This window comes from gamma proteobacterium symbiont of Scutellera amethystina, assembly GCF_059730845.1.
In genome coordinates this window covers 1,535,764-1,557,850 of record NZ_AP035935.1, presented here as the reverse complement: position 1 = coordinate 1,557,850, position 22,087 = coordinate 1,535,764, and the positions used below count along the sequence as shown (strand labels likewise).

Sequence of the window (22,087 nt, the reverse complement as noted above, 5' to 3'; positions counted from 1 at the left end):
TACAATGTTTATCGGATTCGACTACGGCACGGCTAACTGTTCCATCGCAGTAACGGATAGCGGCACACCGCGGTTACTGACACTGGAAAACGGTCAGCGCCTGCTTCCCTCCATGATTTGCGCGCCCACGCGCGAAGCCATCAGTGAATGGCTGCACCGCCACCATCAGGTCCCCACGCCAGACAGCGAAAGCACCGCGCTGCTGCAGCGCGCGCTGCGTTATAACCGCGAAGAGGATATCGAGGTAACGCCTGCCAGCGTACAGTTTGGTCTGACCGCGCTGCAGCACTATATGGTTGATCCGGAAGAGGTGTGGTTCGTCAAATCGCCGAAGTCGTTCCTCGGCGCCAGCGGCCTGAAACCCCAGCAGATCGCCTTCTTTGAAGATCTGGTGTGCGCCATGATGCTGCACATTCGCCAGCAGGGTGAAACCCAGCTCGATCAACCGATTGATCAGGCGGTGATTGGCCGGCCAATCAACTTCCAGGGGCTGGGCGGTGAAGACGCCAACCAGCAGGCGCAGGGCATTCTGCTGCGTGCCGCACAGCGTGCCGGGTTCCGCGACGTCGAGTTTCAGTTCGAGCCGGTTGCCGCCGGTCTGGAGTTTGAAGCCACGCTGCAGCAGGAGACACGCGTGCTGGTGGTGGATATCGGTGGCGGGACCACCGACTGCTCCATGCTGCTGATGGGTCCGCAGTGGCGTAATCAGTCCGATCGCCGTGCCAGCCTGCTTGGCCACAGCGGCTGCCGCGTCGGCGGTAACGACCTCGATATCATGCTGGCGTTCAAAACGCTGATGCCGCTGCTGGGTCTGGGCGGTAACACGCTGAAGGGCACTGCCCTGCCCGCCCTGCCGTGGTGGAACGCGGTGGCGATTAACGATGTGCCGGCACAAAGCGATTTCTACTCGGCCGCCAGCGGTAAGCTGCTGCGCGATCTGGTGCGTGATGCCGAACAGGGCGATAAAGTCGCGCATCTGCTGAAAGTATGGCAGCAGAAGCTGAGCTACCGGCTGGTGCGCGCGGCGGAAGAGAGCAAGATTGCGCTCTCCGATCAGCGCGAGACTGCGGCCTCGCTGGCGTTTATTGCGCAAACGCTGCAGGCGGAGATCAGCGCCGCGCAGCTGGAAGAGGCGATCAACCAGCCGCTGGCGCGCATTCTTGAGCAGGTGCAGCTGGCGCTGGCCAGTTGTGACACCCGTCCGGAGGTGATTTACCTCACCGGTGGCAGCGCCCGTTCGCCGATCCTGCGCGCCGCGCTGCAGCAGGCACTGCCCGACACGCCCATCGCCAGCGGCGATGATTTCGGCTCGGTCACCGCCGGCCTGGCGCGCTGGGCCGAAGTGATGTTCAGATAATTCCCTCTCCCCCTTGCGGGAGAGGGTTAGGGTGAGGGCCAGACAGCTCCGTGCGATTTTCCCCTCACCCTGCCCTCTCCCAAAGGGAGAGGGAAAAGTCACACATTCTGCCAGATTAGAAATTCACGTTCGCACTGATTCCACCCACAAACGCATCTTTCACTTCGCTCACCGCACCCGGTGCCACCACGTATTGCAGGTTTGGACGCAGCTGCAGCCATTTGGTCAGCTGCGCATTGTAATAAACCTCGTAGTTGTACTCGGAACCATCCTGAATCGGCAGATAAGTTGGGCTGTCGAAATCAGTTTCGCCGTTGGCATCATTCTGCTGACGCAGCGAACGGGTATACGCGCTGTTGACGTGAATACGCGCCGCGCCGACGCCAATCTCATCCTGCGGACGCGCATCAAACGGCCCTTTCCAGGTAAAGCTGATCGACTGATAGTTGTCGGTTTTCGAGGTCTTGTGATCGTTCATCACCGCCTGCACCGTCACGCCAAGACCCCGGCTGGCATCGCCGCCCTGCGCGGTCAGCTGCTGCTGTAACAGCACGTAGCCGCCGTAAGCGTGATCCTTGCTCTGATAAGCGCCATCGCGCCAGCTGCCGTAGTTATCGCCATTGGCCGACGAGTAGTAGTAACCAATGCGGTAGTTACCCGGCAGGTTGGCCGGCCCGAAGGTCGGTTTCCAGCCCAGTTCCACCGGCACCAGATTGCCTTCGGAGTTGCTGGTATCCAGACGGAAACCGTCACCGCGATCGTAGTTGGCACTGTTCTGGTTGTAGAAGCCCACCTGGAAGAACACTTCCGGCGTGAAGTTAACCTTCACGCGGCCGCCCCACTGGGAAACCGGCCAGTTAAACCAGCGGTCGCCGCGCCAGTTACCCGCCTGGCCGCTGCCGAATGCAAGGTTCTGGAACTTGCTATCGAAGTTGTCGAAATCTTCCCCGACGGTGACGCGACCGGCTTTCAGGTTGACAGTGTTATCAAACAGCCCTTTGCTGAGCCAGAACTGCGTCAGACGCCAGGTCTGGCCACGTCCGTACACTTCCTGCACCGATGACAGCATGCCGGTACGGCGGTCTGCCACCTGATCGGAGATGTTGCGACCGTTACGGTCGGTAATGGTCATCTGGAACTGCGCATCCTGCCAGTCGAGCAGTTTTTGCAGGTCAAGATTCAGGCCAAACGCCCACTGATCGCTGTAGCGCATCGAGGTGTTGGTATCGGCACCGCCGCCCAGGTTCGAGGCACTCTCCATGGTGTAGTTAACGTCGAACTTCACGCCGTCGTTTTCCAGCTGCGTTCGGTTACCGCCCCAGTCGCCAAACATGTAGGGGGAATCGTAGCTGAACGCATCGGCTGCCACCGCCGACGCACTCAACATGGCAAACATCAGGGTGCCCGCTGCCAGGCGAGGCATATGCTGCACTGCTTTTTTTCTGTTCATGATGATTATTCTTCTGTGAATTTCCGGAGAGGAACGGGCAGAGAATAATGCTGAGGTTATGTCAGTTTTTGCAAATCTGTGCGCAGTGAGTGCAAAGGTGACAGTGACTTAACGCAATTGTGACAGCGATCGATGAATGGATATGTTCTGGAGGAAAAAGGCATTTTTTGCGTGGCGAAAAAATTATTACGTGACGGGACGCCGCAGCGTCCCGCTTCGCGTTACGGCTTGCTGGCGCTGGCCAGCTCTTCAATCTCCTGCTTGCTAAGCTCCAGCTCGGTGGCTTTCACCAGCTCATCCAGCTGCTGCAGCGAGGTGGCGCTGACAATCGGTGCCGTGATGCTCGGTCGCGCAATCTGCCACGCCAGCGCCACCTGGGTAGCAGAGGCGTCGTGCGAGGCCGCGACATCTTCCAGCGCTTCAATGATGCGCTTACCGCGATCGTTGAGGTATTTTTCTACAATGCCCTGGCCGCGCGCGCTTTTGCTGGCGTCTTCCGGCTTTTTGTATTTCCCGCTCAGGAAACCGCTGGCCAGCGAGTAGTAGTTAATCACGCCGAGACCGTTTTTCACCGCCACCTGCTCCAGTCCGCTTTCATACTCCTGGCGATCGTACAGGTTGTACTCCGGCTGCAGGGTTTCATAGCGCGCCAGTCCCTCCTGCTTAGTGATGTCGAGCGCTTCCTGCAGGCGCTGCGCGCTGTAGTTGGACGCACCGATTGCCCGCACTTTCCCCTCTTTGATCAGCGAGTCGAAGGCTTTCAGCGTCTCCACCAGCGGCGTGCTGTCGTCATCACGGTGCGCCTGGTAGAGATCGATGACATCCGTCTGCAGGCGGCGCAGCGAATCTTCCACGGCCTGGCGGATATAGGCCGGTTTCAGCCCGGTTTTCTCCGGCGTCAGCTCCATGCCTACCTTGGTGGCGAGCACGATACTGTCGCGCTTACCGCTTTTTTTCAGCCATTTACCGATGATGGTTTCCGATTCACCGCCGGCGTTGCCCGGCGCCCAGCGTGAGTAAACGTCTGCGGTATCAATGAAGAACAGCCCCTTTTCCACCAGCGCGTCGAGCAGTGAAAACGAGGTTTTTTCATCGACGGTCCAGCCAAAAACGTTGCCGCCAAACGTCAGCAGCGGCACGCTGATACCGCTGTCGCCCAGCTGACGGGTTTTGTGTTGACGCATGTGATCCTCCTTAGTGAAACGAGACTGGTCTGTCATTCAGCTTAGCAAAGGAAAAAGTCACGCTTATGCGTATTGCTGCCAAAATATTTACTGAATATGAATACTTAGCGTGCCCGGGGCGATATTCTTAATTCCTTCAATTTTTGCCCGGCCCGGGCGACTACAATCATTTCGTTTGCGCCGCGGTTCGTTTGCGCGCGCATATGGGGAAAACGAAACCGCCGGAGAGCACACAGAGCAATGAATAAACGATTAAAAACAGGCCTGATTAGCGTGGTGGTGCTGGCTGCGCTGGCGGGCGCTTACTACTGGTGGCAGCATCCGGCCGAGCCTGCGCAGGCTACCCAGGCTGATGGCCAGCCGCATCACGGACGCGGTGGCAACAACAGCGGCGGACGCCGTCCGCTGGCACCGGTGCAGGCCGCAACGGCGACCACCGAAAGCGTGCCCTATTACCTCAGCGGACTTGGCACCGTCACCGCGGCCAATACCGTTACGGTGCGCAGTCGGGTCGATGGCCAGCTGATGGCGCTGCACTTCACGGAAGGTCAGCAGGTGGAGGCCGGCGCGCTGCTGGCAGAAATCGATCCCCGCCCATGGCAGGTAGCGCTCACCCAGGCGCAGGGCCAGCTGGCCAAAGATCAGGCGACGCTGGCTAACGCGCGCCGCGACCTCAGCCGTTATGAAAAGCTGGCGAAAACCTCGCTGGTGTCGCAGCAGGAGCTGGATACCCAGCGCTCGCTGGTCAGTGAAACCCTCGGCACCATCAAAGCCGACGAAGGCAATGTGGCCAGCGCGCAGCTCAATCTGACCTACAGCCGCATCACCGCGCCGATTGCCGGACGCGTCGGGCTGAAGCAGGTGGATGTCGGCAACTACATTACCGCCGGCGATACCAATGGTCTGGTGGTGATCACCCAGACGCACCCGATTGACGTAGTGTTCAGCGTTGCCGAGAACAACATCAGCCAGATCCTGAAAGCCCAGAAAAGCGGCCAGCCGCTGCCGGTTGAAGCCTGGGATCGCAGCAATAAAACCCTGCTGACCACGGGTGCGCTGCTGAGCATTGATAACCAGATCGATGTCACCACCGGCACCATTAAACTCAAGGCGCGCTTCAGCAATCAGGACGACGCCCTGTTTCCCAATCAGTTTGTTAATGCCCGGCTGAAGGTGGATACGCTGCAAAACGCAGTGGTGATCCCGACCGCCGCGCTGCAGATGAGCAACGACGGCCACTTTGTCTGGGTGGTGAACAGCGATAACAAAGTGAGTAAGAAACGCGTCACCGCCGGGCTGCAGGATAGCCAGAAAGTGGTGATTGATGCCGGGCTGCAGGCCGGTCAGCGCGTGGTCACCGACGGTCTCGACCGCCTGACCGAAGGCGCCACGGTGGAAATTGTCGCCGCACAGAGTATCGCCACGCACAGCACGCGCGCGGCGCAACCGGCTCGCGGAGAACGTCAATAATGCAGGTGATGCCTCCCGACGCCAGCGGCGGCCCGTCACGCCAGTTTATTCTGCGCCCGGTGGCCACCACGCTGCTGATGATCGCGATTTTGCTGGCCGGCGTGCTGGGCTATCGCTTCCTGCCAGTTTCCGCGCTGCCGGAAGTCGATTACCCGACCATTCAGGTCGTCACGCTCTATCCCGGCGCCAGCCCGGATGTGGTGACCTCGTCGATTACCGCGCCGCTCGAGCGCCAATTCGGGCAGATGTCCGGCCTGAAGCAAATGGCGTCGCAAAGCTCCGGCGGTGCCTCGGTGATTACGCTGCAGTTCCAGCTGACGCTGGCGCTCGACGTTGCCGAACAGGAAGTGCAGGCGGCGATCAACTCTGCCACTAACCTGCTGCCTAACGATCTGCCGAATCCGCCGGTGTACAACAAAGTCAATCCGGCCGATCCGCCAATCATGACGCTGGCCGTTACCACCACCAGCATGCCGCTGACGCAGGTGCAGGACATGGTGGAAACGCGGGTGGCGCAGAAGATTTCCCAGGTCTCCGGCGTCGGTCTGGTCACGCTCTCCGGCGGCCAGCGTCCGGCAGTGCGGGTGAAGATGAACGCACAGGCGCTGGCGGCCCTCGGCCTCACCAGCGAGACGGTGCGCACCGCCATCAGCAACGCCAACGTCAATTCGGCGAAAGGCAGTCTTGATGGCCCAACGCGCTCCATCACGCTGTCGGCCAATGACCAGATGACCTCCGCGGAGGATTACCGCAAGCTGATCGTCAGCTACAGCAACGGCGCGCCGGTGCGGCTGGGCGACGTCGCCACGGTTGAACAGGGCGCAGAAAACAGCTGGCTGGGCGCCTGGGCCAACCGTCAGCCAGCGATTGTGCTGAACGTGCAGCGCCAGCCGGGCGCCAATATTATCGCCACCGCTGACAGCATCCGCGCGCTGCTGCCGTCGCTGACCGCCACGCTGCCGAAGTCGGTTGACGTCAAACTGCTCACCGATCGCACTACCAACATTCGCGCCTCAGTAGCGGATACCCAGCATGAGCTGATGCTGGCCATCGGGCTGGTGGTGATGATCATCTATCTGTTTCTGCGCAATGTCCCGGCCACCATTATTCCGGCAGTCGCGGTGCCGCTGTCGCTGGTCGGCACCTTTGCCGCCATGTATTTCCTTGGCTTTTCGATCAATAACCTGACGCTGATGGCGCTGACCATCGCCACGGGCTTTGTGGTCGATGACGCCATCGTGGTAATCGAGAACATCTCGCGCTACATCGAAAAAGGTGAAAAGCCGATGACCGCCGCGCTGAAAGGTGCCGGTGAGATTGGCTTCACCATTATCTCCCTCACCTTCTCGCTGATCGCGGTGCTGATTCCGCTGCTGTTCATGGGCGATGTGATTGGCCGTTTGTTCCGTGAGTTCGCCGTGACGCTGGCGGTGGCGATTCTGATCTCGGCGGTGGTCTCGCTGACGCTGACGCCGATGATGTGCGCGCGCATGCTGAGCGCCGAATCGCTGCGCAGGCAGAACCGCTTCTCCCGCGCCAGCGAGGCGATGTTCGATAAGGTGATTGCCGGCTATGGCCGCTGGCTGACGCGCGTGCTGCGCCATCCGTGGCTGACGCTGTCGGTGGCGCTTGGCACGCTGCTGCTGACGGTGCTGCTGTGGGTGGTGATTCCGAAGGGCTTCTTCCCGCAGCAGGACAACGGCATCATTCAGGGCACGCTGCAGGCGCCGCAGTCGGTCTCTTACGCCAGTATGGCGCAGCGCACCCGCGACGTGGCATCGATCATTATGAAAGATCCGGCGGTGCAGAGCCTGACCTCGTTCGTCGGCGTGGATGGCACCAACGCGGCGCTTAACAGCGCGCGGCTGCAAATCAACCTGAAACCGCTGGACCAGCGTGACGATCGTATTCCGGCAGTGCAGCAGCGGCTGCAGCAGGCGATCGATCGCCTGCCCGGCGTGTCGCTGTGGCTGCAGCCGGTACAGGATCTGACCATTGATACCCAGGCGAGCCGCACGCCGTACCAGTTTACCCTGCAGTCGGGTTCGCTGGAGTCGCTGGGCAGCTGGGTGCCGAAACTGCTGGCACAGCTCAACACCTTGCCGCAGCTGCGCAACGTCAGCAGCGACTGGCAGGATCAGGGGCTGGAAGCCTTTGTGCGCGTCGATCGCGACAGCGCCAGCCGGCTCGGCATCAGCATGGCCGACATTGATAACGCGCTGTACAACGCCTTTGGTCAGCGCCTGATCTCAACGATTTACACCCAGGCCAATCAGTATCGCGTGGTGCTGGAGCAGGACAACACGCAAACCCCCGGTCTCGCCAGCCTCGACGCGATTCGCCTGAACAGCAGCGACGGCGGCAGCGTGCCGCTCAGCGCCATCGCGCAAATCGAAGAGCGCCACGCTGCGCTGAGCATTAATCATCTCGACCAGTTCCCGTCGGCCACCTTCTCGTTTGACGTGGCGCACGGCTACTCGCTCGGCGATGCGCTGCAGGCGATCACCACGGCGGAAGATCAGGTCGGCATGCCGGCAGAGATGATGACGCAGTTCCAGGGCAGCACGCTGGCGTTTGAAGCGGCGCTGACCAGCACCATCTGGCTGATCGTCGCGGCGGTAGTGGCGATGTATATCGTGCTCGGCGTGCTGTATGAGAGCTTCATCCACCCGATTACCATTCTGTCGACGCTGCCCACCGCCGGCGTTGGCGCGCTGCTGGCGCTGATGCTGAGCGGCAACGAGCTGGATATCATCGCCATCATCGGCATCATTTTGCTGATCGGCATCGTGAAGAAGAACGCCATCATGATGATCGACTTCGCGCTGGCTGCCGAGCGTGAACAGGGCATGGCGCCGCGTGAGGCGATCTATCAGGCCTGTCTGCTGCGCTTCCGGCCGATTCTGATGACCACGCTGGCGGCGCTGCTTGGCGCGTTGCCGCTGATGCTCAGTACCGGCGTCGGCGCGGAGCTGCGTCGTCCGCTCGGCATCGCCATGGTCGGTGGCCTGGTGCTGAGCCAGGTGCTGACGCTGTTTACCACCCCGGTGATCTATCTGCTGTTTGATCGCCTTGCCCACGCCACGCGCCGGCGTCTGAAAGGCACGGAGGCGCAGTCGTGAAGTTTTTCGCCCTGTTTATCCATCGGCCGGTTGCCACCACGCTGCTGACGCTGGCGATTGCGCTGGCGGGCATTCTTGGCTTCCGTCTGCTGCCGGTGGCGCCGCTGCCGCAGCTGGATTTCCCGGTGATTCTGATCTCGGCCTCGCTGCCCGGCGCGTCGCCGGAAACCATGGCGGCCTCGGTCGCCACGCCGCTGGAGCGCTCACTCGGGCGCATTGCCGGCGTCAGTGAGATGACTTCCACCAGCTCGCTGGGCAGCACGCGCATCATCCTGGTGTTTGATTTCGACCGCGACATCAACGGCGCGGCGCGCGACGTGCAGGCGGCGATCAATGCCGCCCAGAGCCTGCTGCCGACCGGTATGCCCAATCGTCCAACCTACCGCAAAGCCAACCCGTCCGATGCGCCGATCATGATCCTCACCATGACCTCGGATATTTATAATCCCGGTCAGCTGTATGATTACGCGTCGACGCAACTGGCGCAGAAGCTGTCGCAGATTGATGGCGTTGGCGATGTCACGGTAGGCGGCAGTTCGCTGCCGGCGGTGCGCGTCGACCTCAATCCGCAGGCGCTGTTTAATCAGGGCGTGTCGCTGGATGCGGTGCGCACCGCCATCAGCAACGCCAACCAGCGCCGTCCGCAGGGTGCCATCGACGATACCCAGCAGCGCTGGCAGGTACGGACCAACGATGAGCTGCAAGCCGCCAGCGTTTACCAGCCGCTGGTGGTGCACTACAACAACGGCGCGGCGGTGCGGCTGAGCGATGTGGCGAACGTGCAGGATTCGGTACAGGACGTGCGCAACGCCGGGATGACCAACGGTAAACCGGCGGTGCTGCTGGTGGTGCGCAAGTCGCCGGACGCCAACATCATTGATACCGTCGACCGCATCCGGGCAGAAATGCCGGAGCTGCATGAGGTGATCCCGGCGGCCATCGACCTGCAAATCGCTCAGGACCGCTCGCCCACCATCCGCGCCTCGCTGCATGAAGTGGAGCAGTCGCTGGTGATCGCCGTGGCGCTGGTAATTCTGGTGGTGTTTTTCTTCCTGCGCGACGGCCGCGCCACGCTGATTCCGGCGGCGGCGGTACCGGTATCGCTGATTGGTACCTTCGCCGCCATGTACCTGTGCGGCTTCAGCCTGAATAACCTGTCGCTGATGGCGCTGACCATCGCCACCGGCTTTGTGGTGGATGACGCCATTGTGGTGCTGGAGAACATCGCGCGCCACGTCGAAGCCGGCATGAAGCCGCTGCAGGCGGCGCTCACCGGGGTGCGCGAGGTGGGCTTTACCGTGCTGTCGATGAGCCTGTCGCTGATTGCGGTGTTCCTGCCGCTGCTGATGATTGGCGGTATTATTGGCCGCTTCTTCTCGGAGTTTGCCATCACGCTGTCGGTGGCGATTCTCATCTCGCTGTTTATCTCCATTACCCTGACGCCGATGATGTGCGCGTATCTGCTGAAACCGCAGGCGAAGCGCAGCCAGCCGCGCACGCGCGGATTTGGCCGCGTGCTACTGGCGGTGCAGCAGGGCTATGCGCGCTCGCTCGGCTGGGTGCTGAACCACGCGATCTGGGTGCTGTTGCTGCTGGTCGGCACCGTCGGGCTGACCATCTGGCTGTTTATCGCCATCCCGAAAACCTTTATGCCCGAGCAGGACACCGGCCGTCTCAACGGCTTTATCTCCGCCGATCAGAGCATCTCGTTTCAGGCGATGCGCGGCAAGCTGCAGGATTTCATGAACATCATCAAGGCTGACCCGGCGGTCGATAACGTCACCGGCTTCACCGGCGGCTCGCGCACCAACAGCGGCTCGATGTTTGTGTCACTCAAGCCGCTGTCAGAACGCAGCGAAAGCGCGCAGGAAGTGATCGCCCGCCTGCGCGTGAAGCTGGCGAAAGAACCGGGTGCCAACCTGTACCTCAATGCGGTGCAGGATATTCGCGTCGGCGGACGCGAATCGAACGCCAGCTACCAGTACAGCCTGCTGTCGGATAACCTCGCCGATTTACGTGAGTGGGAGCCGAAAATCCGCCAGGCGTTTGCCGCGCTGCCAGAGCTGGCCGATGTCAACTCGGATCAGCAGGACAACGGCAGCGAAATGGCGCTGACTTACGATCGCGAAAGCATGGCGCGCCTCGGCATCGACGTGTCGGCGGCCAATGCGCTGCTGAATAACGCCTTCGGCCAGCGGCAAATCTCCACCATCTACCAGCCGCTGAATCAGTACAAAGTGGTGATGGAGGTGGATCCGCGCTATACCCAGGATGTCAGCGCGCTGGATCAGATGTTCGTGATCAACAGCGACGGCAAAGCGATTCCGCTGAGCTGGTTTGCCAAATGGCAGCCGGCCAACGCGCCGCTGTCGGTCAACCATCAGGGGCTGTCGGCAGCCTCGACCATCTCGTTTAATCTGCCGGAAGGGGTCTCGCTGTCGCAGGCATCGGAGGCCATCGACCGCACCATCACGGCGATTGGCGTGCCGTCCAGCGTGCGCGGCAGCTTCGCCGGCACCGCGCAGGTATTTCAGGATTCGCAGTCGAACCAGCTGTGGCTGATGCTGGCGGCGATTGCCGCGGTGTATATCGTGCTCGGCATTCTGTATGAGAGCTACGTGCACCCCCTGACGATTCTCTCTACCCTGCCCTCGGCGGGCGTCGGCGCGCTGCTGGCGCTGCAGCTGTTTAATACGCCGTTCAGCCTGATTGCGCTGATCGGCATCCTGCTGCTGATCGGTATCGTGAAAAAGAACGCCATCATGATGGTGGATTTCGCGCTGGAGGCGGAGCGCAACGGCAACCTGTCGGCGCGCGACGCCATTTTCCAGGCGTGCCAGCTGCGTTTCCGCCCGATTCTGATGACCACGCTGGCGGCGCTGTTTGGTGCGCTGCCGCTGGTGCTGACCAGCGGGGACGGCGCGGAGCTGCGCCAGCCGCTGGGCATCACCATTGCCGGTGGGCTGGTGATGAGCCAGCTGCTGACGCTGTACACCACACCGGTGGTGTATCTGATGATGGATAAATTACGGCGACGGAAAAAGCAGCCGCGGTTGATAACGGAGCCATAACGTCACACCTGCACTAAGCGTAGCGGCGCAATTCAACGCGCGATAAATCGCGCCGCTACGCGACCTGCGGCTGATGAAACTGTTAACACGGGATGACCATGAACGCACAAACCGCCACCGTCCGCTGGCAACTGTGGATTGTGGCCTTCGGCTTTTTTATGCAGACGCTGGATACCACCATTGTGAACACCGCGATTCCGGCGATGGCCCACGATCTCAACGTCAGCCCGCTGCATATGCACTCGGTGATTGTCTCCTACGTGCTCACCGTGGCGGTCACGCTGCCGCTCAGCGGCTGGCTGGCGGACCGCTTTGGCGTGCGCAACATCTTCTTCTGCGCCATCGTGCTGTTTAGCCTCGGTTCGCTGCTGTGTGCCTTCGCCACGTCACTCGAGCAGCTGGTGATGGCGCGCGTGGTCCAGGGCATCGGCGGCGCGATGATGGTGCCGGTCGGCCGGCTGACGGTGATGAAAATCGTGCCGCGTGAGCAGTACATGTCGGCCATGACCTTTGTCACCCTGCCCGGCCAGATTGGCCCGCTGCTCGGCCCGGCGCTGGGCGGCATTCTGGTAGAGTATGCCAGCTGGCACTGGATCTTCCTGATCAACATTCCGGTCGGCATCATCGGTGCCATTGCCACGCTGCTGCTGATGCCGAACTACACCATGCAGACGCGACGCTTTGACTTCCTGGGTTTTGTGCTGCTGGCGGTCGGCATGGCTACGCTGACGCTGGCGCTCGACGGCCAGCGCAGCGCCGGCGGCTCGCCGCTGCTGCTGTGCCTGCTGATTCTGCTGGGGGTATTTTCCCTGCTGTTCTACCTGATGCACGGCCGCAACAACGATAACGCGCTGTTTAGCCTGAAGCTGTTTGATAACCGCATTTACGCCATCGGCCTGCTCGGCAGCTTCACCGGCCGCATCGGCAGCGGCATGCTGCCGTTCATGACGCCGATTTTTCTGCAGGTGGGCCTCGGCTTTAGCCCGTTCCACGCGGGTCTGATGATGATCCCGATGGTGCTGGGCAACATGGGCATCAAACGCGTGGTGGTGCGCATCGTAAATCTGTTTGGCTATCGTAACGCGCTGGTGGGCGGCACCCTGGCGCTGGCGCTGGTGGTGCTGCTGTTTCCCGTGGTGGCGCTGCTCGGCTGGATCTGGCTGCTGCCCGTGGTGCTGCTGTTGCAGGGCATGGTCAATGCCATCCGCTTTTCGTCCATGAATACCCTGACGCTGAAAGAACTGCCGGACGAGCTGGCCTCGAGCGGCAACAGCCTGCTGTCGATGATCATGCAGCTGTCGATGAGTATCGGCGTCACCGTGGCTGGTTTGCTGCTCGGCGCTTTCGGCCATGGCACGGTGAGCGACAGCGCCGCGACCCATCAAACCTTTATGTACACCTATTTGTGCATGGCGCTGGTGATTGCGCTGCCGGCGCTGGTGTTCTGGCGCGTACCCGCCGATGTGAGTAAAAACGTGGACCTGAGAGGCAGGAGAAAAGGATGAAGCAGCCGGTAAAACTCGGCATCAGCGCCAAACTGTTTATGGCGATTTTTTCCACCTGCATGCTGGTGATCATCACCATGCACTGGGGCGTGCGCCTCAGCTTTGAGCATGGCTTTGTCGATTACATCAAAAAGGGCAACGAGCAGCGCCTGACGCTGCTGAGCGATGCGCTGGCCGATCAATACGAACAGCACGGTAGCTGGGATTTTTTACGTAACAACGACCGGCTGATTTTCACCATTCTGCGCTCGCTGGAACAGAATCCCGGCAGCGGCACTCAGCTGCCGCCGCACGGCTGGCGCACCCAGTTCTGGATTATCGATCAGCAGTACAAAATACTGTCCGGCCCGCGCTCGCCGGTGCCGCCGGAAGGCTCGCGCCGTAATATCACCACCAGCAACGGCAAGATTGTTGGCTGGGTGATTGCGTCGCCCGCCGAGCGGCTGACGCGCAGCACCGACATCAACTTTGACCATCAGCAACGTCAGACCAGCTGGCTGATTGTCGGCCTCACCACGCTGCTGGCCGCGCTGGTCACCTGGCTGCTGGCGCGCGGCCTGCTGGCGCCGGTGAAACGGCTGGTGGACGGCACCCATCAGCTGGCGGCGGGCAAATTTACCACCCGGGTGGAGGTCGGCAGCAGCGACGAAATTGGCCAGCTGGCGCGCGACTTCAACCAGCTGGCGCGCTCGCTGGAGAAAAATGAGAGCAACCGGCGCGCCTTTATGGCCGATATTTCCCATGAGCTGCGTACGCCGCTGGCGATTTTGCGCGGTGAGCTGGAGGCGATGCAGGATGGCGTGCGCAAGCTGACGCCCGACGCCATCAGTTCGCTGCAGAGCGAAGTCGCGCTGCTGACCCAGCTGGTGGAAGACCTGCACCAGCTGTCGCTCTCCGACGCGGGCGCCCTCGCCTACCGCAAACAGCCGGTGGATCTGGTCAGTCTGCTGGAGGTGGTGGCGGGCAGTTTTGGCGAACGCTATCGCAGCCGGGGGTTGACGCTCAGCCTGATGCTGCCGGCGCAGGCCAGCAGCTTTGGCGATCCGGACCGGCTGATGCAGCTGTTTACTAACCTGCTGGAAAACAGCCTGCGCTACACCGATGCCGGCGGCACGGTGCAGCTCAGTATGCAGCTCAGCGGCGAGCAGTGGCAGCTGCAGTTTGCCGACAGCGCACCGGGCGTCGAGCGCCAGCAGCAGGCGCAGCTGTTTGAGCGCTTCTTCCGCGCCGAAAGCTCGCGCAATCGCGCCAGCGGCGGCTCCGGGCTCGGTCTGGCGATCTGCAAGAATATTGTTGAGGCGCATGACGGCAGCATTAATGCGGCCGACTCTGATTTAGGTGGGCTGAAAATCACGCTAAACTTGCCGTATGTTCCTCACTAGACACCCTTTATGAGCACGGAAAATAGCGATCCCCTGATTCTTGTTGTGGAAGACGAACCCAAACTGGCGCAGCTGATGATTGATTATCTGCAGGCGTCAAACTACCGCACGCACCACCTCGCCGATGGCAACGCGGTACTGAGTTACGTGCAGCAAACGCCGCCGGACCTGATGCTGCTGGATTTGATGCTGCCGGGCCGTGACGGCCTGACGCTGTGTCGGGAAATTCGCCGCTTCTCTGAGCTGCCGATTATCATGGTGACCGCACGCACGGAAGAGATCGATCGCCTGCTCGGGCTGGAGATTGGCGCTGACGACTATATCTGCAAACCCTTCAGCCCGCGTGAAGTGGTGGCGCGGGTGAAAACCATTCTGCGCCGGGTGAAACGTTCACCAGAAGAGGCGCAGCTGGCCTCGCATCTGCTGATCGACGAAGGGCGTTTCCAGGCCAGCTGGCGCGAACAGCCGCTGGAGCTGACGCCTGCCGAGTTCCGCCTGCTGAAAACCCTGGCGCTGGAGCCGGGCAAAGTGTTTTCGCGCGAGCAACTGCTGAACCATCTGTATGACGACTATCGCGTGGTCACCGATCGCACCATTGACAGCCACATCAAGAACCTGCGGCGCAAGCTGGAGAACCTTGATGCCGAACAGCCGTTTATTCGCGCCGTGTACGGCATGGGATATCGCTGGGAAGCGGATGTTGGCCGCCTGCTGTAACCGCTTAGATTGATCCAGGTCAATTTACATCGGGAGTCGCCCTGCCTACAATTCCCCACCTTTTGCAGGGCCGCCTGACGCGGCCGCTGCACGTGCCATCCGTGATGGCATGCTGACCTGACATCAGTGAGAACTCCCCATGCTTAAACCCGAACTGCTTTCGCCGGCAGGCACGCTGAAAAATATGCGTTACGCCTTTGCCTACGGCGCCGATGCGGTGTATGCCGGCCAGCCGCGCTACAGTCTGCGCGTGCGCAACAACGAATTCACCCATGAAAACCTCGCCAAAGGCATCAGCGAGGCGCACGCGCTCGGCAAGAAGTTTTACGTGGTGGTGAACATTGCCCCGCACAACGCCAAGCTGAAAACCTTTATCCGCGATCTGACGCCGGTCATCGAAATGCAGCCGGATGCGCTGATCATGTCCGATCCCGGCCTGATCATGCTGGTGCGCGACGCCTTCCCGCAGATGCCGATTCACCTGTCGGTGCAGGCTAACGCGGTGAACTGGGCCACGGTGAAGTTCTGGCAGCAGATGGGGCTGACGCGCGTGATTCTGTCACGCGAGCTGTCGCTGGAGGAGATCGCCGAAATTCGCCAGCAGGTGCCGGAGATGGAGATCGAAATCTTTGTCCACGGCGCGCTGTGCATGGCCTACTCCGGCCGCTGCCTGCTCTCTGGCTATCTGAATAAGCGCGATCCCAATCAGGGCACCTGTACCAACGCCTGCCGCTGGGAATATAACGTGGCCGAAGGCCAGCAGGATGAGGTCGGCAACATTGTTGGCTTCCATCAGCCGGTTGCGGTGCAGCCCGCGACGCTCGGCGTCGGTCAGCCTACCGACCGGGTATTCCTGCTGGAAGAGAAGATGAAGCCAGGCGAGGTGATGAGCGCGTTCGAAGATGAGCACGGCACCTACATCATGAACTCGAAAGATCTGCGCGCGGTGGCGCACGTCGAACGCCTGAGCCAGATGGGCGTGCATTCGCTGAAAATTGAGGGCCGCACCAAATCGTTCTACTACTGCGCGCGCACCGCGCAGGTGTACCGCCGCGCAATCGACGATGCAGCCGCCGGCAAACCTTTCGATCCGGCACTGCTGGAGACGCTGGAAGGGCTGGCGCACCGCGGCTATACCGAAGGTTTTTTGCGTCGCCACACCCATGACAGCTATCAAAACTACGAACAGGGTTTTTCCATTTCGGAGCGTCAGCAGTTTGTCGGTGAATTCACTGGTGAGCGGCGCGGTACGTGGGCGCAGGTGGCGGTGAAGAACAAGTTCATGCTGGGCGATAGCGTAGAGATCATGACGCCGGACGGCAATCTCAACTGCACGCTGCAGGCGATGCAGAATGACAAGGGTGCCGCGGTTGAGGTGGCTCCGGGAGATGGTCATCGCGTCTGGATCAGCGTGCCGGAGGGGGTCGATCTGGCTTATGCGCTGCTGCTGCGCAATTTTACCGACGGTAACAGCACTTACGATCCGCACGGTAAAAATCGCACTAAATGAAAAGAAAACGGCGAAGTTAGAACAGGATCACAGACCGCCGCTTCGCCGCGCTTTAGAATCGCGCCTGCTGCTAACGAGTAACAACAAACAGCAGGTAGTACCAGGAACCACCTCATTCACCCGCCCGGCTCCCCCGTGCGGGTTTTCTTTTTTTCATCGTTCGCCGATAAAGTTCCCGCCGCAGCTATGCTATAACCACAGCTCTGTCTTACTCATCAGGGAAGCGATAATGCAAAATAAACCCCTCACTTTGCTGATTCTGAATGGAAAAGGCGCAGGCAATGAAGAGTTGCGCGCCGCCGTGAATACCCTGCGCGACGAAGGCTTTAACCTGGCGGTGCGCGTGACCTGGGAAAAAGGCGACGGTGACCGCTACGTGCAGGAAGCGCTGCAGTTGCAGGCGGAAACCGTAGTGGCTGGCGGCGGCGATGGCACCATCAATGAGATTGCCACCGCGCTGGCCGCCCTGCCGCCAGCGCAGCGGCCGGTGCTGGGGATTTTACCGCTTGGCACTGCCAACGATTTTGCTACCAGCGCCGGTATCCCGGCAGAAATGGAAGCGGCACTGCGGCTGGCGGTGCTGGGCAAAGCCACGGCCATCGATCTGGCGCGGGTGAACGGCGACCGTTACTTCATCAACATGGCGACCGGCGGTTTTGGCACACGCATCACTACGGAAACGCCGGAGAAACTGAAATCGGCGCTGGGCGGCGTCTCCTATTTTATTCATGGCCTGATGCGCGTTGATGCGCTGAAGCCGGACAGCTGCGAAATCAGCGGACCGGGCTTTCACTGGCAGGGTGACGCGCTGGTGATTGGCATTGGCAATGGCCGTCAGGCCGGTGGCGGACAGCGGTTGTGTCCGGAAGCGCTGATCAATGACGGACAACTTAATCTCAGCATCGTAACCGCCCAGGAGCTGCTGCCAACGCTGCTGCACTCGCTGACGCGCGACGACGAAAACCCGAACATTGTCGCGGCACAGCTGACGTCACTGACCATCCGTTCACCGCATGAGATGACCTTTAACCTCGACGGCGAGCCGCTGTCCGGCAGCGAGTTTGTGATTGAGGTGCAGCCCGGCGCGCTGAGCTGCCGCCTGCCGCCGCAGTGTGCGTTGCTGGCGTAATCTTTGGAAAATTCCTGCATTATCCCGGTGCGCATAAATGCGCACCCTAAGAGGCTCGCCATCCCTGCACGCACCGTGTAGGGTCGCCATTGATGGCGACCGGTCACGTGCGTCTGCGGCTGACGCTCTGCGTCACACCTTCATCCAGCGGCGCTCCACGGCGGAAATCGCCACCGCTTCCAGCACCTTCTGCACCTGCAGCCCCTCGGCAAAATCCGGCCACATGCGATCGCCGGCGGCAATGCCGTTGATCAGATCGCGAATCTCGACCGTTTTCTGATCGTTAAAACCGATGCCGTGACCGGCCGAGACACAGAAGCTGGCGTAATCCGGGTGCGCCGGACCGGTGAGAATGGTTTTAAAGCCCTGACGACCGGCCGGATCGTCGTGCAGATACAGTTCCAGCTCAGCCATGCGCTCCTGCGTGTAGCGCAGCGTGCCTTTGGTGCCGGTCACCACATAAGTCAGCCCCATCTTGCTGCCGCAGGCGATACGCGAGGTTTCAATCACGCCGTGCGCGCCATTTTTAAAGCGCAGCAGCGCGCTGGCCTGATCTTCATTTTCCACCGGCAGCAGACGTGACGGCGCCTTCGGATCTGGTCGCTGTTTGATCACCGTCATCATGTCACCGCTCACCTCATCAATATCACCGACCAGATAGTGCGCCATGTTGACGATATGCGCCGCCAGATCGCCAAGCGCGCCGAGACCGGCCAGCGTTTTCTGGCAGTGCCAGTCGAGCGGCGTCTCCGCGCGCGCCAGGTAATCTTCGTTATGGGTGCCGTAAAAGTGCACCACTTCGCCGATCTCACCGCGCGCGATAATCTCCCGTGCCAGCTGGCTGGTGGGGTTTTTCATGTAGTTGAAGCCTACCAGGGTTTTCACTCCCGCCTGCTCTGCCGCCTGCACCATCTCTTCGGCATCCGCCACCGAGAGCGACAGTGGCTTTTCGGAGTAGACGTGCTTGCCGTGGCGAATCGCCTCCAGCGCCATCTCTTTGTGCAGGAAATTGGGCGCGCAGATATCGACCACGTCGATGTGCGGATCGCGCACCAGCTCGCGCCAGTCGCCCGTCGAACGGGCAAAGCCAAACGTCGCCGCCTGCTGCGCCGCCAGCGCCGGATTCACCTCTGCCAGCATCTCGCGCACAATCTCACCCTTCAGGGCGAACACCGTGGGTGCCTGCGCATAGGCAATCGCGTGACAACGCCCAATATATCCACTGCCAATCATACCGATTCTGACTTTGTTCATGCTGCACCTGCGGTTCACGGGGATGAGTTTCCCGGAATATATGTTTCGTTTTGGGTGGCGACAACGGCGAAATGAAATATCTGTGATCATACATGCGAGGTATCTGACAGAAGCGACAAATCAGAATGTAATTTTGCATAGCATTGGTGACATCTCTCACAATCAGGCGCAGTGCTGGCGCTAATTCGCGCCATCGCGCGGGCCCGCGTCGGGCAATTGACGCTTTATTCAGCAGTCAGAAAAAATTGTGAAAAAGAGCTTTGACAAGCCACAGCCTGCCCGATAATATGCGCCCCGTTCCAAACGATTCCTCTGTAGTTCAGTCGGTAGAACGGCGGACTGTTAATCCGTATGTCACTGGTTCGAGTCCAGTCAGAGGAGCCAGATTTAGAAAAGCCCGTTTTTAAGCGGGCTTTTTGCTTTTCTGCGTTCTGACGTTCAGATACCGCCATACCACTCGTAACCGCGATCTTCCCAGTAGCCGCCGCGTCCGCCCCACAGCTGGGCAAACGAATCCACCACTTTAATTTCCATCAGATACTTGGCGTGCTTGTAACCGAGCTGGCGCTCGACCCTGAGACGCAGCGGCGCGCCGTGCGCGACCGGCAGCGGCTGATCGTTCATACGGTAGGCCAGCAGCGTTTGCGGATGCCACGCATCCTGCAGATCGATACTTTCGTAGTAGCGCCCGCTGCCGTCCAGCGTCTGCTCCAGTTCGTCGGCACACAGGAACACCACGTAGCGGGCACCTGGCCGCAGGCGCGCCGCATCCAGCACCAGTCCGAGCGGTACGCCCTGCCATTTGCCAATCGCGCTCCAGCCCTCCACGCAGTCGTGCCGGGTAATCTGCGTGCGACTGGGAAACCGCTGCAGATCGCTGAGCGATAAACTCAGCGGCTGTTGCACCAGCCCGGTGACGCGCAACCGCCAGTCGGCAAACCCGTTCGCCAGCAAACGCGCATATTCGTCGGAGTCAGGCATTTGCGTGCCGTTGGCGCGGAACAGCGGCGAAATATCGGCCTCGCTGAACTCCGGTGCCAGCCGCTGGCCGCCCAGCAGGCGCTGGCTGGCACGCGTCAGCCGCTCGGTCTGATTGAGCCAGCCGCTGACCGTGTCATTTTGCGTCAGTTGATCGCAACCGCTCAGCAGCGCCGCGCCGGCGCCGGACAGCGCGCCCAGCAGCAGGCGGCGACGCGACAGCTCGATTTTCATGATGGGGTATCCTCTTTGTCGATCGCGTAACGGCCGGTGATCATCGAACGCAGGTTATTGAACACGCCTGACACCAGCACCATCACTACATGCACCAGCACAAACAGCACCAGCAGCGTGGCGGTGATAAAGTGCACCGTGCGCGCCGTGGGACGGCCGCCAAACAGATCGGGTAAAAACGGCAGCGCCGCATCCAGCGCTGGCGACAGGGTTAATCCACTGAGCAGCATCAGCGGCAACAGTATGAAGATCACCAGCAGATAGCTGAGTTTCTGCAGCGCGTTATAGCGCCGCGCCGCTTCACCGCGGGCGAAGCGCAGCCGGGCGTGGTCGCAAATCTCCTGCCACAAATGACGCGCGCCCAGCTGCTGACGGTCGGGCAACAGATCGCGGCGAAAGTGCCGGTACCAGAAACCGTGCAGCAGATAAATCACGCCGTTGAACAGCAGCAGCCAGGCAAAAAAGAAGTGCCAGTGGCGACCGGCTCCCAAATCCTGCCACGACGGCAGCGTCATCCAGCCGGGGAACGCGCGCGCCGTCAGCGTGCCCTCCAGCTTCGAGACACCGAGCACGCCGGTGGTATTCAGTTGCAGCGAGCCGAGCCGGACAAATCCCTGCTGCTGACGATTGCCGATTTCAAACACCGGCTGCTCATGGTCTGCGCCATACAGGCCGACATACAGACGTGGATGCGCATTAAAGATTTGCAGTCCGCTCATCAGCAGTACGGCAAAACACAGGGCGTTGACCCAGTGCGTCACGCGCACCAGCAGCGAATGACGACGGATTAGCGTTTTACTGCGGGAAGGTGAAGGCTGTTGCATCATCGAGCCCCTTACCAGCCAGGCGAGGCCTGGCTGGAGCCGGATTACATCGGCGGCACTACGCCGTTTTTGCCGACAATGACATTGCCTGCGGTGAGCTTGCCGTCGGCGCCCTTCTCGGCCGGAACAAACACCGTGGTGCCGGGTTTCAGGTCATCCGGGGTGGCCGCCGCCAGCGTCACCACCGGCGTACCAGCCGGAATGGCAATTTTTTTCTGATGGCCGTGGTAGCTCACCGTGACTTCGCTGTTGTCCACCGAGGTGACGCTATTGGCGACTGTGGCGTTGGTCATTGAGCTGCCCGGCTTCAGATCCCAGCTGAAGTTGCCCTCGCCTGCACCTTTCAGCTGCGCCGGGAAAATCAGCACTTCGAGCGCGCCATCTCCGCCGCCTGCTTTCGGCAGCGAGGCAATGCCCACGTAATCGCCCTTTTTGATGTCGCTGATGCTGGCCTTCGCCACCGCAGACACCATCGCGCCTGGCTTCATGGCCACGCTGACCTCCGATCCTTCGCGTGAGTTGATAGTGAGCTGCTGCCCGTTTACCGATTCAACAACGCCACGTACCTGCACTTTTTGCCCCGCCATCTCTGCCGCCATCGCCGGCGACAGCGTGGCGCCGGCCAGCAGTGAACCGGCAATCAGCAGTGAAAGGCGTTTGTAATGTGATAAGACCGTCATGGAGTGTTCCTTTTGATGATAAGCGCTGCCTCAGCGGCAGCCCTGTGCCAGAAATCATTCAACCCAAAGCGCAATAACATTGCGGCAAAAGGCGCTGGAAAACAAACCTACTAGTTGGTAGATTAAAAAACAAGATAATTTTTCACCCTGTACTTTGTCATGTCATTATTTTGTCTTAGCCTGAGCCTCGCGCAGATCCAGCGCCTGGGTTGAACATTGG

Annotated in this window: 15 protein-coding genes and 1 tRNA gene; 10 read left to right on the top strand and 6 right to left on the bottom strand. The window is 60.7% G+C overall.

Annotated elements, in window-relative coordinates; translation table 11 throughout:
- Window positions 1–4: 4 nt before the first annotated feature.
- Window positions 5–1,357: a molecular chaperone gene (gene yegD / locus AC6I79_RS07085; RefSeq protein WP_021509318.1), complete on the top strand. Its 1,353-nt coding sequence runs from the start codon at window positions 5–7 to the stop codon at window positions 1,355–1,357.
- A gap of 115 nt (window positions 1,358–1,472) precedes the next feature.
- Here yegD and AC6I79_RS07080 read toward each other — a convergent pair whose 3' ends face one another.
- Both AC6I79_RS07080 and AC6I79_RS07075 read right to left on the bottom strand, forming a co-directional pair.
- Window positions 1,473–2,807: a carbohydrate porin gene (locus AC6I79_RS07080; RefSeq protein ID WP_021509317.1), complete on the bottom strand. Its 1,335-nt coding sequence runs from the start codon at window positions 2,805–2,807 to the stop codon at window positions 1,473–1,475.
- 221 nt (window positions 2,808–3,028) lie between these two features.
- Window positions 3,029–3,991, bottom strand: coding sequence for an aldo/keto reductase (locus tag AC6I79_RS07075; protein ID WP_498027646.1), 963 nt, complete (start codon window positions 3,989–3,991; stop codon window positions 3,029–3,031).
- A 240-nt stretch (window positions 3,992–4,231) separates the two neighbouring features.
- On the opposite strand from AC6I79_RS07075, the gene AC6I79_RS07070 reads away from it, so the two are divergent.
- From AC6I79_RS07070 to yegS, 8 genes are all read left to right on the top strand, one after another.
- Window positions 4,232–5,461, top strand: coding sequence for an MdtA/MuxA family multidrug efflux RND transporter periplasmic adaptor subunit (locus AC6I79_RS07070; protein WP_498027645.1), 1,230 nt, complete (start codon window positions 4,232–4,234; stop codon window positions 5,459–5,461).
- Complete coding sequence (locus AC6I79_RS07065) at window positions 5,461–8,583, top strand: MdtB/MuxB family multidrug efflux RND transporter permease subunit (protein ID WP_152390658.1); 3,123 nt, start codon at window positions 5,461–5,463, stop codon at window positions 8,581–8,583. The genes AC6I79_RS07070 and AC6I79_RS07065 overlap by 1 nt, the downstream gene beginning before the upstream one ends.
- Window positions 8,580–11,654 (top strand): multidrug efflux RND transporter permease subunit MdtC, encoded by a 3,075-nt coding sequence (gene mdtC / locus AC6I79_RS07060; RefSeq protein ID WP_498027644.1) that lies wholly within the window; start codon window positions 8,580–8,582, stop codon window positions 11,652–11,654. Before AC6I79_RS07065 ends, mdtC begins: the two co-directional genes overlap by 4 nt.
- A 98-nt stretch (window positions 11,655–11,752) precedes the next feature.
- Window positions 11,753–13,159 carry a multidrug transporter subunit MdtD gene (mdtD, locus tag AC6I79_RS07055; protein ID WP_498027643.1) on the top strand — a complete coding sequence of 469 codons (1,407 nt, stop codon included), beginning with the start codon at window positions 11,753–11,755 and terminating at the stop codon, window positions 13,157–13,159.
- Window positions 13,156–14,541: an envelope stress sensor histidine kinase BaeS gene (baeS, locus tag AC6I79_RS07050; protein ID WP_058757282.1), complete on the top strand. Its 1,386-nt coding sequence runs from the start codon at window positions 13,156–13,158 to the stop codon at window positions 14,539–14,541. The genes mdtD and baeS overlap by 4 nt, the downstream gene beginning before the upstream one ends.
- Window positions 14,542–14,550: 9 nt before the next feature.
- Window positions 14,551–15,258, top strand: a complete 708-nt coding sequence (gene baeR / locus AC6I79_RS07045; protein WP_031280058.1) for an envelope stress response regulator BaeR — start codon at window positions 14,551–14,553, stop codon at window positions 15,256–15,258.
- 139 nt (window positions 15,259–15,397) lie between these two features.
- Complete coding sequence (gene trhP, locus AC6I79_RS07040) at window positions 15,398–16,768, top strand: prephenate-dependent tRNA uridine(34) hydroxylase TrhP (RefSeq protein WP_058769956.1); 1,371 nt, start codon at window positions 15,398–15,400, stop codon at window positions 16,766–16,768.
- 229 nt (window positions 16,769–16,997) lie between these two features.
- On the top strand, window positions 16,998–17,897 hold the full coding sequence (gene yegS, locus AC6I79_RS07035) for a lipid kinase YegS (RefSeq protein WP_058757280.1): 900 nt from the start codon (window positions 16,998–17,000) through the stop codon (window positions 17,895–17,897).
- A 132-nt stretch (window positions 17,898–18,029) separates the two neighbouring features.
- Here yegS and AC6I79_RS07030 read toward each other — a convergent pair whose 3' ends face one another.
- The gene (locus AC6I79_RS07030; RefSeq protein ID WP_498027642.1) at window positions 18,030–19,151 is read right to left on the bottom strand and encodes a Gfo/Idh/MocA family protein; all 1,122 of its coding nucleotides are present in this window, start codon (window positions 19,149–19,151) and stop codon (window positions 18,030–18,032) included.
- Between the two features lie 308 nt (window positions 19,152–19,459).
- On the opposite strand from AC6I79_RS07030, the gene AC6I79_RS07025 reads away from it, so the two are divergent.
- Window positions 19,460–19,535 (top strand) — tRNA-Asn (locus tag AC6I79_RS07025).
- A 54-nt stretch (window positions 19,536–19,589) separates the two neighbouring features.
- On the opposite strand, the gene AC6I79_RS07020 is transcribed toward AC6I79_RS07025, so the two are convergent.
- Genes AC6I79_RS07020 through AC6I79_RS07010 form a run of 3 tightly spaced genes read right to left on the bottom strand, consistent with a single transcriptional unit; the run spans window position 19,590 to window position 21,867 of the window.
- Window positions 19,590–20,363 carry a molybdopterin-binding protein gene (locus AC6I79_RS07020; RefSeq protein WP_021509306.1) on the bottom strand — a complete coding sequence of 258 codons (774 nt, stop codon included), beginning with the start codon at window positions 20,361–20,363 and terminating at the stop codon, window positions 19,590–19,592.
- A complete protein-coding gene (locus tag AC6I79_RS07015; protein ID WP_498027641.1) occupies window positions 20,360–21,190 on the bottom strand; it encodes a cytochrome b/b6 domain-containing protein in 831 nt (276 codons plus the stop codon). Before AC6I79_RS07015 ends, AC6I79_RS07020 begins: the two co-directional genes overlap by 4 nt.
- Before the next feature lie 41 nt (window positions 21,191–21,231).
- Entirely contained in the window at window positions 21,232–21,867 is a 636-nt protein-coding gene (locus tag AC6I79_RS07010) for a hypothetical protein (RefSeq protein WP_152390654.1), read from the bottom strand.
- Window positions 21,868–22,087: the final 220 nt, after the last annotated feature.

Excerpts from the sequence above, each read along its gene's own strand:
- yegD (WP_021509318.1), top strand. The coding sequence starts at position 5 with ATGTTTATCGGATTCGACTACGGCACGGCTAACTGTTCCATCGCAGTA.
- AC6I79_RS07080 (WP_021509317.1), bottom strand. The coding sequence starts at position 2,807 with ATGAACAGAAAAAAAGCAGTGCAGCATATGCCTCGCCTGGCAGCGGGC.
- AC6I79_RS07075 (WP_498027646.1), bottom strand. The coding sequence starts at position 3,991 with ATGCGTCAACACAAAACCCGTCAGCTGGGCGACAGCGGTATCAGCGTG.
- AC6I79_RS07070 (WP_498027645.1), top strand. The coding sequence starts at position 4,232 with ATGAATAAACGATTAAAAACAGGCCTGATTAGCGTGGTGGTGCTGGCT.
- AC6I79_RS07065 (WP_152390658.1), top strand. The coding sequence starts at position 5,461 with ATGCAGGTGATGCCTCCCGACGCCAGCGGCGGCCCGTCACGCCAGTTT.
- mdtD (WP_498027643.1), top strand. The coding sequence starts at position 11,753 with ATGAACGCACAAACCGCCACCGTCCGCTGGCAACTGTGGATTGTGGCC.
- baeS (WP_058757282.1), top strand. The coding sequence starts at position 13,156 with ATGAAGCAGCCGGTAAAACTCGGCATCAGCGCCAAACTGTTTATGGCG.
- baeR (WP_031280058.1), top strand. The coding sequence starts at position 14,551 with ATGAGCACGGAAAATAGCGATCCCCTGATTCTTGTTGTGGAAGACGAA.
- trhP (WP_058769956.1), top strand. The coding sequence starts at position 15,398 with ATGCTTAAACCCGAACTGCTTTCGCCGGCAGGCACGCTGAAAAATATG.
- yegS (WP_058757280.1), top strand. The coding sequence starts at position 16,998 with ATGCAAAATAAACCCCTCACTTTGCTGATTCTGAATGGAAAAGGCGCA.
- AC6I79_RS07030 (WP_498027642.1), bottom strand. The coding sequence starts at position 19,151 with ATGAACAAAGTCAGAATCGGTATGATTGGCAGTGGATATATTGGGCGT.
- AC6I79_RS07020 (WP_021509306.1), bottom strand. The coding sequence starts at position 20,363 with ATGAAAATCGAGCTGTCGCGTCGCCGCCTGCTGCTGGGCGCGCTGTCC.
- AC6I79_RS07015 (WP_498027641.1), bottom strand. The coding sequence starts at position 21,190 with ATGATGCAACAGCCTTCACCTTCCCGCAGTAAAACGCTAATCCGTCGT.
- AC6I79_RS07010 (WP_152390654.1), bottom strand. The coding sequence starts at position 21,867 with ATGACGGTCTTATCACATTACAAACGCCTTTCACTGCTGATTGCCGGT.